We start from the raw sequence: 14,306 nt of genomic DNA on the forward strand, positions 1-14,306 counted from the left end.
TACGCCGCTTGTATACAAGCTCAGTGCACCCGAGCCGAACTCCCCTTAAACACCAGGGCCCTCGCCTTGCGGCGAGGGCCCGAGTATTCGGGTATGGGAGTTTTGCTGGTGTTAGTTGGTGGCCTTCTGGCGGCGAACGATCGTGAGAACGATCACGAACGCTGCACCGAGGGCGAGAAGTCCGCCACCGGCCCAGATGCCGAGAGTCGGGTCCATGGCACCCGTGTTGGGCAGGCCACCGGTCGCGCCGGAGCCCGATCCACCTGCGGCCGAGCTGGAGACCGCGGTGATGGTCGACTGGCCGATGGCACCCGAGGTGAGACCGGTCGCGGTCAGCGTGTAGCTGCCGGAGGCGTTGCTGGGCAGCGTGACCGTGACGGTGACGTCGCCGGCAGCGTCGGCTGCCTTGACGATCGTCTTGGTCTCGACTGCGGTGACCACTGCTGCCAGAGTCGCCGAGGAGGCGCTCTCACCCGTCAGAGCGATCGACACGTCTTCACCCGAAGAGAAGCCCGTGAAGGTCGCGCTGAACGTCTCACCGGCACCGGCCGAGGTGTTCGGCGGCGGCGTGATGCTGTAGGCCTGAGCCGCGGCCGGAACGGCCAGAACGGCGATAATTGCGAGAGCTGCGCCCGCGAGTACTTTTTTGAACATGATTAGAGGTTCCCCACCCTTGTAATTGTGAAATAGGTCCAGTGCGTAAAAACAGCGCCCAGTCTGACGACCGACGCTGTCGTGTTGCAGTTGAATCTCCCTTTATAGTAACGGACTCAGCATCCTGGGAAAGACCTGTTTATTTCGGTTGAGTAAACAGTTGGATGCACCATCGGCGTGATCTGGGTGTCGAGCTGCAACGGGTTTCCGGTCTGACCGACGAAGTCCGCCGTGACCGTTCGAGTCTCGCCAGGAGCCAACTCCACCGTGAAACCAACGATGTTGCGCCCACCCACCAAGGCGCTGAACGAGTCGCCGCCGGCGATTCCCGGGTCGAGCTTGGTGATGAGAACGGGCTCATCGGGGTCGGTGCCGGCTGGCCCGTAGACGTAAACAATCGTCTTCACATTTCCGGGTGTGACGCCGAAAACCGATCCGCCGGTGACGTAACTCGGCAATGACGTCGCCCCGTCAGCGGGCGCGGTGCTGGTGAGAGTCACTGCCACCTCCACGCTCGGTCGCCCGTCTTCACGGCACACGGCCGACTGCGTGGCGACCGCCGCATCGAGGTAATAGTCCATCTTCGCGCCCGTGGCGTCGTTGAAATAGACACCGATTCCGGTGGAGTCCGCCGTGGTCGTCGGCGCATCACCGACGAGGGTCGTGCCGGCCAGCACGTCCTGATCGTCCTGGTGGGAGCTCCAGACCTTGAATCGGCCTTCGTCACCGGCCTTGGCCAGCGCGTTCAGCAGCTTCGCCGGGTCGACGTCTCCGACCGACAGCCGGTCGAACACCGTCTTCGCCGCCTCTGCGAAGACGGCATCCTGGATGGAGGGCTCGGAATAGATGGAATAGACGTCGCTCAGCAAGAACTGCACGGCGTTGTCGGCGGTCAGCTCGAAGCCGGTCGATGGCAGGGTAATGGGGCCGGTCGCCTGCAGCAGGTAGCTGAGGCCGACCGGATCGAACGACACGACACCATCGACCGGCGCGGCGAACTCATTGGTCCACATCTGCGCGGCGATCTGGCCACTGAGTTCGAACTGCGGCACCGTGGTGGTGTTCTGCACGTAGGTCGCCGCACGTTCGCCATACAGCGCTGTGACGTCGGCGGGCAGGGGAACCACCGGGTTGGGGTAACGGGGAAAGTCTGATCCCGACGCCTGCTGAGTCAGCTGGATCGACCCGTTGTCGGTTGTGATCTGCGCCAGGGCGCTCGTGATGCCCCCGCCCGCGCGCAACTCGGCCGGATTCTGAAAGAGCAGCAGGTAGTTGCGCGCACCGTCGGCCCCGAGCATTCGCGGCAACAGCTGCACCGCGCGGTCGACCCCCTGGATCAGGTCGTTCGCCTGGTTGACCGAGGTCTTGAGCTTGCCGACCGCGTCGGAGACCTGACTGATGGTGTCGGCGGTATTAATGGCGTTCGCCTGCGTCGCGGCGGCCGCGAGGGCCGTTCGGGCCGCGGCCACCGTCGGCTGAGCCGCCACCAGTGGCGCCAGGTTGACCGTGCCATTCGTCGGTTTGAAGCTGTCAGCGCCGAGGTCCGAGACATCGGAGACCAGTGGATAGATCGCGCCGGCCGCGACCGACGACGTGATCGACGCCGCCTCTCGAACGGCGGCGAGGTTGGCGCCCACCACGGGCGTCAGCTCGGCGAGCCGCCAGACCGGGTCGCCGGTCAGATCTGCGGCCGCCCGGGAATGGTCGACGAGCGCGCTGGCACTCGCCTTCGCACCGTCGATGTCGCCGGCCGCGAACTGCTGCTGAATGCTCGACGCCAACGGGATGGCGGCCTCGAGTTCACCCTTGGCCATCCACCCGCGCACTCCGACCCACGCCGCAGCGGCGACGACGAGAACGCCGATGCCCAGCACCACGAATCCCACGGTTCTGCGGGTGCGGCGGCCCTTCGAGCGCGAACGCCGCCGCTTCGACGACGAACGCCCACGGCCCGAAGAACGGCCGCTGCTCGAAGAACGGCCGCTGCTCGATGAACGGCGACGCGAGCTCTTCTCGTCGCCGGGCTGTGGTTCGGATTCTCGGCCGGCGTCGGGGCTCGACCAGTACTTCATCCAGCCGTCGTCGTCGTTACTCACCGGTCAATTCAATCAGAGCACAACCGCGGGCTAGGGCCGGCCCATGCCGCGATACTTCCAGCCGGCGGCGCGCCATGCGGCAGCATCGAGGCAGTTGCGGCCGTCGACCACGATCTTGCCCTGCACCAGGTCGGCGGCTGCAGCGGGGTCGAGTTCGCGGAATTCCTTCCACTCCGTCACCACCACCACGACGTCCGCCCCCTCGAGGGCTTCGCTCGCCGATGACGCGAATGCCAGCTGCGGGTAGCGCCGGGCCGAGTTGCTCATGGCCTCGGGGTCGAAGGCGATCACGTTCGCCCCGTGACCGTGCAGCTGCACCGCCACATCGAGCGCGGGCGAGTCACGGATGTCGTCGGAGTCGGGCTTGAAGGCGAGGCCGAGCACGGCCACCTTCTTCTCGAAGGGCTGGCCCCCGAGTTCCTCCACCACGACGTCGACCACGTGCTGCCGACGGCGCAGGTTGATGGCGTCGACCTCTTTCAAGAAGGCCACCGAGTCGCCACGCCCGAGCTCTTCGGCGCGCGCCGAGAACGCCCGGATGTCTTTCGGAAGGCACCCACCGCCGAAGCCGACTCCCGCGTTGAGAAAGCGGCGCCCGATGCGGGCGTCGTAACCGATGGCGTCGGCCAGCTGGGTGACGTCGGCACCCGTGACCTCGGCGATCTCGGCCATGGCGTTGATGAACGAGATCTTCGTCGCGAGGAACGCGTTCGCAGCCACCTTCACGAGCTCTGCGGTGGCGTAGTCGGTCACGACGAGAGGCGTGTCGTTCGACAGCGCCCGGGCATACACCTCGTCGAGCTGAGCCTTCGCCCGCTCCCCCGCCTCGCCGGCGGCGACCCCGTAGACCAGGCGGTCGGGCGCGATGGTGTCTTTCACGGCGAAGCCCTCCCGAAGGAACTCGGGGTTCCACGCGAGCGATGCACCGGTCGGCGCCACCACGTCGGCGAGCCGCGCGGCGGTGCCCACCGGCACCGTCGACTTTCCGACCACCAGATCTCCGGCCGAGAGATAGGGCACGAGGGCGTCGACGGCCGCGTTGACAAAGGTCAGGTCAGCGGCGTTCTCGCCCTTGCGCTGGGGCGTGCCGACCGCCACGAAGTGAACCTCTGCGCCCGCGACATCGGCCATGTCGGTCGAGAACCGCAGGCGACCGGAGTCCCTCGCCGAGGTCAAGATCTCTGGAAGACCCGGCTCGAAGAACGGCGCCCGCCCAGCGGCGAGCTCCGCGATCTTCGCGGCATCCACGTCGATTCCGACCACATCGTGGCCGATCTCTGCCATGGCCGCCGCGTGAACGGCGCCCAGGTACCCACAACCGATGACCGAGATTTTCAATGCAGTCCCTGTTTTCTGTAGTCGTTGATCAGCTGGCGCCCGGGTCGGGGCGCCGGTGGTGCGTCGAACTCAGTTACTCGCGAATGCTGTCGACGTGCTCGCGATACCACTCGACCGTGGAGCGGAGGCCCTCTTCGAGGCCGATCTGGTAGGTCCAGCCCTCGTCGGCGAGCTTCGACACGTCGAGGAGCTTCTGAGGGGTGCCGTCGGGCTTCGTCGTGTCCCACTCGGTCACGCCCTCGAAGCCCACCACGCGGCCGATGGTCTCGGCGATCTCGCGAATGGTGACGTCGCTGCCCGTTCCCACGTTCACCTGCGCGGGCCCGTCGTAGTGCTCGAGCAGGTGCAGGCAGGCCGCGGCCATGTCGTCGACGTGCAAGAACTCGCGGCGGGGAGTGCCGGTGCCCCAGTTGGTCACGACCTCGGCGCCCGACTTGACCGCCTCGTCGTAGCGGCGGATGAGCGCCGGCAGCACGTGCGAGCCCTTGGGCGAGAAGTTGTCACCCGGACCGTAGAGATTGGTCGGCATCGCCGAGATCCACGGCTTGCCGTATTGCCGGCGCACGGCCTGAATCTGAAGGATGCCGGCGATCTTCGCGATCGCGTACGAGTCGTTGGTCTCTTCGAGGTGACCGGTGAGAAGCGAGTCCTCTTTGATGGGCTGGGGCGCAAACTTAGGGTAGATGCACGACGAGCCCAAGAACAGCAGCCGGTCGACGCCCACCTCGAGGGCGGCATCTAGCACGTTCACCTGAATCTGCATGTTCTCGCTAAGAAAGTCGACCGGGTAGGTGCTGTTCGCCAGGATGCCGCCGACTTTCGCCGCGGCCAGCACCACGTTGGTGGGCCTGGTCTCACGGAAGAACTCGAAGACGGCACCGCGATCTTTGAGGTCGAGTTCTTTCGACGAACGACCGATCAGGTTGTCGAAGCCCTCGGCTTCGAGCTTGCGCCAGATGGCCGAACCTACGAGCCCGCGATGACCCGCCACATAGAGCGGGGCCGACCGGTCGAGCGGGGCCGGCGTGAAGTCGACGTTGTCGCCCGTCATGCCGTGCCCCAGCTCGCCAGGCGCACCTTGTCGATCCACGGTTCACCGCCGTGCTCGAGGGCGGCGATGTCGGCGTCGACCATGATGCGGGCGAGTTCGGCGGTGTCGACCGTGGCCTTCCAGCCGAGCTTCTCGTACGCCTTCGAGGCATCGCCCACGAGAGCGTCGACCTCGGTGGGGCGCAGGTAACGCTCGTCGAAGCGAACGTGGTCTTCCCACGACAGGCCCGCGTGCGAGAACGCTGTCTCGAGAAAGTGGCGCACCGTGAAGTTGCCGCCCGTGGCGAGCACGAAGTCGTCAGGTTCGTCGGCCTGCAGCATGCGCCACATGCCCTCGACGTATTCTGCGGCGTAGCCCCAGTCACGAATGGCGTCGAGGTTGCCGAGGTAGACGTGGTCTTGCTTGCCGGCCTTGATGGCCGCGACCGCGCGGGTGATCTTGCGCGTCACGAAGGTCTCACCGCGGCGAGGCGACTCGTGGTTGAAGAGAATGCCGTTGACCGCGAACATGTCGTAGGCCTCGCGGTAGTTCTTGGTGATCCAGAAGCTGTAGAGCTTCGCAGCGCCATAGGGCGAGCGCGGGTAGAAGGGCGTGGTCTCGCTCTGCGGCGGGGGCGTCGCTCCATAGAGCTCTGACGACGACGCCTGGTAGAAGCGTGTGTCGATGCCCGCGAGGCGCACGGCCTCGAGAAGGCGGATCGTTCCGGTTCCGGTGGTGTCTGCCGTGTGCTCCGGCTCGTCGAACGAGACGCGCACGTGCGACTGTGCGGCGAGGTTGTAGACCTCGTCGGGCTTGATCTGCGACAGCAAGGTCACGAGGCGTGCGCCATCGCTCAGGTCGCCGTAGTGCAGGAACAGCTTGGCCTCTGGATCGTGAGGGTCCACATAGAGGTGGTCGATGCGTGACGTGTTGAACGTCGACGCCCTTCTGATCAGGCCGTGAACCTCATAGCCCTTCGACAGTAGTAACTCGGCAAGGTACGACCCGTCTTGGCCCGTGATGCCGGTAATGAATGCTCGTTTCGTCACTTAATCCCCATATATGGTGTCGAACGAGCGCAGCCTAACGGCCGCGCTCCGCTGCCAGGCTTACTAACCACTCAGCATAGTTGTCGATGGCGGACTCTGATGAGAGCACCTCCATTCGATACTTGATGCCGTTCCGTCCGAGCTCTGCTGCCCGTGACTCATCCGCGCCCAGGGCGACCACCGCGTCCACCAGCTGATCGGGCTTTCCGGCGTCCACCCGCACCCCACCGCCCGATGCCTCGATCTCGCCCGCGGTCACGCTGCCTTCATCGGTGGCCGCTATGACGGGCCGCCCGGTGCTGAAATACGACGTGAGTTTGCTCGGCACTGCCATCTCAGCGAGACCGGGCAGCTCGTTCACGATCAGCACGTCGGCTGCGGCGAGCGCAGCCTGGAACTCGTCGTTCGGCAACGGGTCGAGGAACTGAATGCGTTCGACCCCGCGCGAAGCCTCGATCAGCATCGACCGCTGGTTGCCGCCGCCCATCAGCACGAAGCGCACCTTCGCGCCTCGCTGATCGGCGAGCCGGGCGGCATCCACGATGTTCTCGAGCCCTTGCTTCTTGCCCATGTTGCCGGCGTGCAGCACCACCACTTCGGAGTCGCCCCAACCCAGCGCGCTTCGGGTCGCAGCGACATCGACCTCGGGCGCGGGGGGCAAGTGGGTCCAGTTTCGGATGACGCGGAGCGACGTCTCTTTCGCACCCAGATTCTTCACCGCGTGGTTCGCGAACCGCTGATGGATCACGGCGACACCGTCGACACCCCGGAAGGTTCTCGACTCGATCTCGGTCAGCACACGTTCAGCCAGCCCGCCTCCGTCGCCGGTCTCGGCGATGCCGAGACTGTAGAGGTCTTGCACCCAGATGGCTGTGGCGGGCCGGCGCGGGCCGTATTTGATGCGCGTCAGCGCCAGGTACGACGACACGAGGGCCGGCGAGACGAGAAGCACCACGTCAGGGTTGCCCCATCGGGCGAACACCAGGCGCATTCCGAACGATATTTCTGAAACCAGACGCTGAATACCGTTCGGTTTCTTCGGCACGAAATGCCGCAAGCGGGTCACGGGAACGTGGTTGACGACCTCGTTCAGCTTCCACTGCCCGTAGCCCTCGCGGATCTTCCACTCGGGGTAGTGGGGATGCGATGTGACCACGCGAACCTTGTATCCGCGCGCGACCAGGCCCTCTGCAAGCGAAGACGTATAGGGGGAATTGCCGGTTGGCTCTGGCGCGTAGTTCAGCCCTAGGATGGCGATGCGCAGTGCACTTTTAGTCACGCGAACGACCCTAGCGCCCCCGTGTTTCAATCTTGCAACGGAGAATGCATGTCGAACGAGAGCACAGGTCAGAACCTAGACGCAGAGGTCCCGGTCATCGACCTTTCCCGAGCACCAGGTGAGCATCAGGCGTGGGATCGCCCGAAGCTCGTCGTCTATCTGTGGGGCGTCTTCGAGCTTCTGTTCGTCACCAATGCGTGGCAGATCAGCTCGGGTCTGCGCATCAAGGTGCTGCGGATGTTCGGTGCCGAGATCGGCGAGAACGTCGTCTTCCGCCCACGAACCCGCGTGAAATTCCCGTGGAAACTGCACATCGGCGATCGCTCCTGGATCGGTGAGGGAGTCTGGTTCCACAATCAAGACCACATCTACGTCGGCCACGACGTCTCGATCTCGCAGGAGAGTTTCCTGACCACAGGCAGCCACGCCCATCGGCGCGACATGGCCCTCATCACCCGCCCGATCCACATCGAGCCCGGCGTGTGGATCACCTCTCGCTGCATGATTCTCGGGGGTGTCACGATCGGTCGATCCGCCCTCATCGGCCCGTCGACCGTGGTGAATCAGGATGTCGAGCCGAACACGATCCTCGGGTCCGCTCCCTGCGTGAAGCTCGGCACACGTTTTCCCTCCCGCAACGGCTAGGAATCTCTCTACATGCGCATAGTGCACGTGGCAACTCTCGTCACCCCTGATGGCGCATATGGAGGCCCGATTCGGGTCGCGCTCAACCAGTTGGGGGCTCTGCAGTCGCTCGGCCATTCCGTCGAACTGGTAGCCGGCACACGCGGTTACGAGGGAGAAGTGCCGACGGTGCTGCAGGGAGTGCCGGTGAGCCTCTTCCCCGTTCGCTCTGTCGTTCCGCGAACCGGCTTCGCCGGGCTGGCGTCGTCAGGATTGCAGTCGTATCTGAGCACCCAGCTGCCGGCTGCCGACGCCGTGCACGTGCACATCGCGCGCGATCTCATCACGCTCCCAGCTGCTGTCAAAGTCGCAGGTTCCGGCACGCCCCTCGTGTTGCAGCCGCACGGGATGATCGACGAATCCGAACGACCGCTGGCTGCAGTGGTCGATGCGATGTACACCCGGCGTGCTCTCCGCGCGGCGAACGGTGTTCTCGCTCTCACCGAGCTCGAGGCGGCGAGCCTGCGCAGCGTCGCCAAGGCCGACCTGCCGATCGACTTGATCGCAAACGGCATGAGCGTGACGGATGACGCTTCCACGACCCAGCCGCGCGGGCTCGAAGTGTTGTTCCTCGCTCGCCTGCATCCGCGTAAGCGGGCGGTGATGTTCGTCGAGATGGCCCGCACCCTGCTTGCGTCAGGCGCTGACGCGACCTTTACGCTAGTAGGTCCAGACGAAGGCGATGCCGCCGAGGTCGAACGGCTCATTCAGCAGTACGAAGTCGGCGACAAAGTTCGCTGGGAAGGTTCGCTGTCTCCTGAGGAGACGTTGCAGCGGATGAGCAGAGCGTCGATCTACGTGCTGCCCTCGATCAACGAGATCGTGCCCATGTCGGTGCTGGAGGCGATGTCGCTCGGCATTCCCGTCGTCATCACGACGAGCAACGGTCTGGCGCAGCCCCTCGCCGAGGGCAAGGCGGGTGTAGTCGTCGATGAGTCGCTCGACGGCCTGGTGCGCGGAGTTGAAGGTCTGATCGGCGACGCTTCTCTAAGAGCGGATATGGGTGCCCGGGGCCGCCGGTTAGTGCGCGACAAGTACTCGATCACTGCCGTCGCACAGCAGCTCAACGCACTCTACAGCGGCATTGCGGGGTCTCACCGCTGAGGTGGATCAAGACGGAGCTCTCGTCCGAACTGGCAGTGACCGTCGAGCTGGAGATGAGACTATCCAGATGCTCACAACGATCACGGCAAGTGTGCTGGTTGCCTGAAGCAATGAACCCCGCAACAGAATAAGGAGATAGAACGACAGGATCGCAATAGTGATCCCGGCCACGCCAGCCGTGTAGAGGTTGCCTCTCGCCGCGCCATCTGCTCGCTTCAGCACGTAGCCCAAGGCCACGAAGAGAACGACTACGCCGACCCATCCGCCGCTCAAGAAGGCCTCCGCCCAAAACGGCGAGGAAAGGTTGTCAAAGCGATAGCCCCGGAACTGCGCGATCAGCACGCCAGTATCGATCGGCTTGTCGGCCCAGACTGACCGGGGCACCCAGAATACGAGTGGCCCGAGAAGTTGCTTCCCCCAGATGATCCCATCGGTGGCGACGTAATTGACCGCGTTGTTTATCTGGGCAAAAGAGTCGTAGTCACCGCTGTTGATGAACGCGCCGGCTCCGAGTTGGCTGTTCGTCTGGGTAGCATCGCGCCGGAAGATGGAGAAGAGCGGAAACGCAGCAAGTAGGACGAAGACGAGCGCGCCCATGGACCACCGTGCTCTGCTGCGAGTAGCGAAGCCGCCGACCAAAACCAGCAAGCTGAATGCCATCGTTCCGAAGAGGTAGCGAGAGGACGTGAAGATGTTGATCGCGAATAGCACTGCGATCACGGCAGCGGGCAACATCAGTGTGAAGCTTCGCTTGTGTTTTCCTTCAGCCTTTTCCGTCCTGCGGTAGCGGGTCATCGCATGGATGCACACCAGCAACGGAAGGGCTGCTGTGGCTGTCACGATCGTCGAGGTCGTAGGATCCGCGAACACCGTGCTGCGGACCGCAGCCATCGTTTCGCGGCTCGTGAAGAAGGTACCTGGTCCGATCCTCGCTACGTAGAGTGCCCAAGCGACGAACCCAGCCACAGCCAGCAGCGTGATTTTCGTTTTGCTCAGAACTCTGGTCGGCGGACGCAAACCCGCTCCAGCATTCCCTCGAACAAAGAGCCCCCCGACCATAACCGCGACGATACCCACGAGCACCACAACCAGTGCTTCCATGTTGTATTCGAGAGCCACATTGGGAGTCGTCCCTGGAAACTTCTGGGTCAGGATCTGCGCGAACGCAGGTACAGCGATAAAAACGTAGGCAAACAGCCAAAACGAGAACGTGAAGAGATTTTGTCGACCAGCGCCGATGACAAACGCTAGGCGTGTGCCGCAGAGCAGCACGATAAGCAAAGAGAGGACGACTTCGCCCGGAACGGCATTAGACGTCGGAAACGGCACCGTCGCGTAGACGAACAGCGGCACAAGCGCGACGAACACGATCGTGAGGACGCTGCTTGTCAGGCCATAGGTCAGCGACTGTTGCGTCTGGTTCCCTATCTGCGCGCCCGTCCTCGCGGTTGCCGTCATCCAGTCACCTTACCTACCGGACGCGTAACGCGGGGACACATCGGAATGCGCTTCACGAGATCGGCCCTCGCCAGACAATCACCCGAACCTTCGCCAGCCGCGACGCGATCCGGAAGGAGGCAGACCCTCCAGCCCTGGGAACCGTGAGTTCCGTAACCCCCTCGTTGAGCAGGGTGCGCCGCCAACGCCAAGGCTCAATCAACTTACCGAGCCGAAGCCGTAGTTTGCCGCGCCGATCCGTCACGCTGAAATCACGAGTGATCAGGATGGGCTGCGCGCCGACTGACAGTGCATATTCGTACTGATCGCTGGTGGATACGAGAACAAAGTCGAACGATGCCGGATCGGGGATGCGAACCGGAGGCGTTGAGCCGGCGAAATCCTTTGGCAACGCCATCGCGCGCGTGTCGCGCACAGCTGCGACCAGCGTTTCGGAACTCTTTGTCATTTCGTCTTCCAATGTCCCGACCATTCGTCGATTGCTTTCGACGGCAACTGGATGGGCATCGATTCATGCCCTTCCAGTGCCATCTCGATGTCCCGAAAAGAGTGTCTTGACGGTGAGAACAGCCCGACCGATCGGCTGATTTCTCGCGCCCGATTGTCAATACTCAGGATCAGACTGGGAACACCGTACTGAAGAGCTCGAATCCCACCATGAAGCCGGAGCCCTACGTATGCAGAGCCGGGTTTCTGAAGCTCCGAATCGAACGCTGCCAAGGAGGGCTCGATGAATTGAGCACCCTCTGGCGCTATCGATTCGATGTACTTCCGGTCACCCGGCCCCTGCGGCCAGTACAGCACCTCATACCGGCTCTCGAGCAGCTCGACAAGTCTTCGATCGGCCAAAGGATCCTGGTTGTAGTCGGTGAAGGTCGCGATCACTCGGGTCTCGCTACTAGGAAGGGTTTGCGACGTGACCCTCCAGAGGGTGGGGCAGGAAATGTGTTCCGCATTCAACCCTGCGGCTTTGAGGCGCGACGCAGAGTATTTGTCGCGCACACCCCACGTCCTCCCATCAGACATGGCCTTCATCCATCGGGCTGTGACAAGGTCAATGGCACCGACTTGGTATTGCCACCAACCCGCACCGAATACGGTCAGCTTTCCTTTGGCAAGCTCGATGTCGCTCCTAGGCCACTCCCAACTCGTCCGAAACCTCATGTGATTGGACAGGAGGTTCGTTCCCGAGACCACGACCTCGTCGGCGTCTCGAATCGCCTGCCGGGATTCCTCAGTCAACGGCCCGTGCATCGGGATGACGGTGACCTTATCGGCCACCTTCGCGAGCGGCGTCACGAATTCCCGATGAACCGCGTCCGAGATGATCTGATCACCGAGGTTCGTCGATGTCATTCCGGGGTCAACGACCACAACACTCATTCTGAGTTTCCTCCATGCTTTCTGACGCCAATTTTGACTTGAGCCGACTCGAGCTCCGCGGAAACCGTTGCCCAACTTCCTTCGGTCCGGGCCCAGGCGAGCGCCGCATCGCCGAGGGTTCGGTTTCGATCCACTCGTGAAAGTGCGTCGGTCCCGTTCGAGTCGGCAATCTCGAAGGAGGTTGAGTGAACGACGCCAATCGGCTCGAGCTCGTCCGCCGCGTGAATGCTGGACGAGATGAGGGAGGGTACTCCCGCTGCTGTCGCCTCGAGAAGCATGATGCTGCACGACTCCCACCTCGATGGATGGATATAGGCTCGGGCTTCGGCGAGGAGCTGGTCTTTCTCAGTCCCCGTGATTCTCCCCCGCAGTTCGACCACGTCGGACAACCCCAATCGGTCCACTAAGTCCGCGATCACTTCCCGGCCGCCCGCGAAGTTGGGGCCCGCCAGTACCAACCGCGGTTTTGGCTCTGGAAGTTCAGACCAGAACCTGACGAGATTGTCGAGACCCTTGTGGAACACGTCGAATCGTCCGATCCAGAGAAAGTAGTCTCCGCTTCCGGTCCATCGCGCCTTCTCAGGAACCAAGGGAGCCCCATTCGGCAACGTGATGAATGTCTTTACCGAAGGCTCGAATTCTCGAACGACGTCCTGCTCGCCCGCGTAGAACACGTGAACAGCGGAGGCGTGCTTCAGGATGTACTTCTCCAGACGTCGGCGGAGGCCGAGGAAGTCCCGCTGGTTCTGGACGATCTGCTTTTCGTAGACGCCATGTGGCATCACGACCGTTTTGGCTCCTTTTAGTCGGGCTATAACCGCGGCTGCGACGTTGCTGAACACCCAGCCTTCATGGAGATACAGGATGTCGTCCTTGCGAAGCTCTCTCGCTAGACCGATCGGGATCCACGTCCCTCGGCCACGGCCCCAGTGCCGAATCGTCTTCGTCAAGTCCGACTGCGCGAACTCATTCCGATCCGCACCGCGAGGTCTGGCCGCCAGGATTTCCACGTCATCCCCGGCAAGTGTTGAAGCCGCTGCCCAGTGGTCGAGGGCGTCCGTTACACCGGAGGGGTGTTCGAGATAGCGAGCGTAATAGTGGCGCACGCGGGTCTTGTCGATGGTCACTTCATCCCCTCCATCTGCTGAAGTATCGCTGAGGAGATCACGCTGGCCGCCGATGCAATTGAAGGGATATTTTCCGATCTCGAATCGGCCCTGGGAATGCCCGAAACCCAAGCATCCGCATACGAATCAATGGACGGTTCCACCTCGACCACGTCGATTCCCTCTCGCAGATACTCGAACTCAGGTGCTCGATCGCCGGCGGAGGTGGTCAAGATGGGCAGGTGCATCACCAGAGCATCGACCGCAACCAGACCAACGCGCCCCGGATTCACCAGCAGGACGGACAATGTCGCCGCCGTTGAGAACACCTCCGGACCAACTTGGCCGAGCATCACGACTCGACCAGATTCGACGGCGAGTGCGTGTAGTTTCGACGCCTCGGGTCCGTCACCCGCGACCACGAGCCACCAGGAGTCATCTCTCGCGAATACAGCTCGGGCTGCATCGACCAGAAGATCCACTCGTTTGTGTTCGTTGATCGCTCCGAGATACAGAGCGATCTGAGCATCCACCGGAATTCCATGCTTCGTTCTGAAGGCGACTTGGTCGTCGTCAACCACCGACCTCAAAGCGTCCTCCAGCTGCCTCGTGTCGGTGGAGTTACGGAAGGCGGAGACCCTGCTTGGGTCTGTGCGCGAGCTCTCGATCACATGTTCGCGGCCACGCTCGGTGTAGGTAAGCACATGAGCGGCCAGGCGATTGAGGCGCCCTTCGAGAAAGGTCGCGATCCGATTCTGATCCGTGGTCTCGGAAATCCCATGACCAATGGTGATGAACGGGCGTCCAGTTGCGGCTGCCTTCCAAGCGTTCAGGTTCGAAACCTGCATTTCCGTCACGAGCAGCGTCCGCTTATCTCTCCACGGCTTTGGGAGATTCCGGTACATGAACTTCGGGAGACGCTTACTCGGTCGCCAGGTGCGTGTTGCGACTTGGGTGGCCCAGTCCGGCACTACTCCGTCTCCACGACGAGCCCGTATTGCCAACTGTTCGGAATCCCCGCCGTAAAACACGCGGCACTCGACGTCATTCCGGGCAAGCTCGTCGAGCACGCCTTGCCAAAGTGGGAGCCGGTACGCGGGCACATATGGTTGCGTGATTGCCACT

Annotated in this window: 13 protein-coding genes; 2 read left to right on the forward strand and 11 right to left on the reverse strand. The window is 63.0% G+C overall.

All coding sequences use genetic code 11. The features are described 5' to 3' along the window. Positions 1 to 111: 111 nt before the first annotated feature. From N1032_RS17605 to N1032_RS17630, 6 genes are all read right to left on the reverse strand, one after another. Positions 112 to 654: an LPXTG cell wall anchor domain-containing protein gene (locus N1032_RS17605; RefSeq protein WP_259540507.1), complete on the reverse strand. Its 543-nt coding sequence runs from the start codon at positions 652 to 654 to the stop codon at positions 112 to 114. A 116-nt stretch (positions 655 to 770) separates the two neighbouring features. Beyond that, on the reverse strand, positions 771 to 2,750 hold the full coding sequence (locus N1032_RS17610) for a DUF4012 domain-containing protein (RefSeq protein ID WP_259540508.1): 1,980 nt from the start codon (positions 2,748 to 2,750) through the stop codon (positions 771 to 773). 30 nt (positions 2,751 to 2,780) lie between these two features. After that, on the reverse strand, positions 2,781 to 4,088 hold the full coding sequence (locus N1032_RS17615) for a UDP-glucose dehydrogenase family protein (protein ID WP_259540509.1): 1,308 nt from the start codon (positions 4,086 to 4,088) through the stop codon (positions 2,781 to 2,783). A 73-nt stretch (positions 4,089 to 4,161) separates the two neighbouring features. Continuing rightward, the gene (locus N1032_RS17620; protein WP_259540589.1) at positions 4,162 to 5,139 is read right to left on the reverse strand and encodes a GDP-L-fucose synthase family protein; all 978 of its coding nucleotides are present in this window, start codon (positions 5,137 to 5,139) and stop codon (positions 4,162 to 4,164) included. Then, a complete protein-coding gene (gene gmd / locus N1032_RS17625) occupies positions 5,136 to 6,167 on the reverse strand; it encodes a GDP-mannose 4,6-dehydratase (protein ID WP_259540510.1) in 1,032 nt (343 codons plus the stop codon). The genes N1032_RS17620 and gmd overlap by 4 nt, the downstream gene beginning before the upstream one ends. Positions 6,168 to 6,201: 34 nt before the next feature. Continuing rightward, positions 6,202 to 7,446 carry a glycosyltransferase gene (locus tag N1032_RS17630; RefSeq protein ID WP_310795962.1) on the reverse strand — a complete coding sequence of 415 codons (1,245 nt, stop codon included), beginning with the start codon at positions 7,444 to 7,446 and terminating at the stop codon, positions 6,202 to 6,204. A 48-nt stretch (positions 7,447 to 7,494) separates the two neighbouring features. Between N1032_RS17630 and N1032_RS17635 the strand changes: the two genes are divergently transcribed. Continuing rightward, on the forward strand, positions 7,495 to 8,091 hold the full coding sequence (locus N1032_RS17635) for an LbetaH domain-containing protein (RefSeq protein ID WP_259540511.1): 597 nt from the start codon (positions 7,495 to 7,497) through the stop codon (positions 8,089 to 8,091). Positions 8,092 to 8,118: 27 nt separating this feature from the next. Continuing rightward, positions 8,119 to 9,234, forward strand: a complete 1,116-nt coding sequence (locus tag N1032_RS17640) for a glycosyltransferase (protein ID WP_259540512.1) — start codon at positions 8,119 to 8,121, stop codon at positions 9,232 to 9,234. Between the two features lie 6 nt (positions 9,235 to 9,240). Here the strand turns inward: N1032_RS17640 and N1032_RS17645 are convergent, their stop codons facing one another. Genes N1032_RS17645 through N1032_RS17665 form a run of 5 tightly spaced genes read right to left on the reverse strand, consistent with a single transcriptional unit; the run spans position 9,241 to position 14,305 of the window. Beyond that, complete coding sequence (locus tag N1032_RS17645) at positions 9,241 to 10,692, reverse strand: hypothetical protein (RefSeq protein WP_259540513.1); 1,452 nt, start codon at positions 10,690 to 10,692, stop codon at positions 9,241 to 9,243. A 52-nt stretch (positions 10,693 to 10,744) separates the two neighbouring features. Further along, positions 10,745 to 11,140: a hypothetical protein gene (locus N1032_RS17650; protein ID WP_259540514.1), complete on the reverse strand. Its 396-nt coding sequence runs from the start codon at positions 11,138 to 11,140 to the stop codon at positions 10,745 to 10,747. Further along, the gene (locus tag N1032_RS17655) at positions 11,137 to 12,075 is read right to left on the reverse strand and encodes a polysaccharide pyruvyl transferase family protein (protein WP_259540515.1); all 939 of its coding nucleotides are present in this window, start codon (positions 12,073 to 12,075) and stop codon (positions 11,137 to 11,139) included. The genes N1032_RS17650 and N1032_RS17655 overlap by 4 nt, the downstream gene beginning before the upstream one ends. Continuing rightward, complete coding sequence (locus N1032_RS17660) at positions 12,072 to 13,202, reverse strand: glycosyltransferase family 4 protein (RefSeq protein ID WP_259540516.1); 1,131 nt, start codon at positions 13,200 to 13,202, stop codon at positions 12,072 to 12,074. Before N1032_RS17660 ends, N1032_RS17655 begins: the two co-directional genes overlap by 4 nt. Beyond that, on the reverse strand, positions 13,199 to 14,305 hold the full coding sequence (locus tag N1032_RS17665; RefSeq protein ID WP_259540517.1) for a glycosyltransferase: 1,107 nt from the start codon (positions 14,303 to 14,305) through the stop codon (positions 13,199 to 13,201). The genes N1032_RS17660 and N1032_RS17665 overlap by 4 nt, the downstream gene beginning before the upstream one ends. Between the last annotated feature and the right edge of the window lies 1 nt (position 14,306).

The organism is Herbiconiux daphne (genome assembly GCF_024979295.1).
In the GTDB taxonomy this organism is placed as follows: Bacteria; Actinomycetota; Actinomycetes; order Actinomycetales; family Microbacteriaceae; genus Herbiconiux; species Herbiconiux daphnes.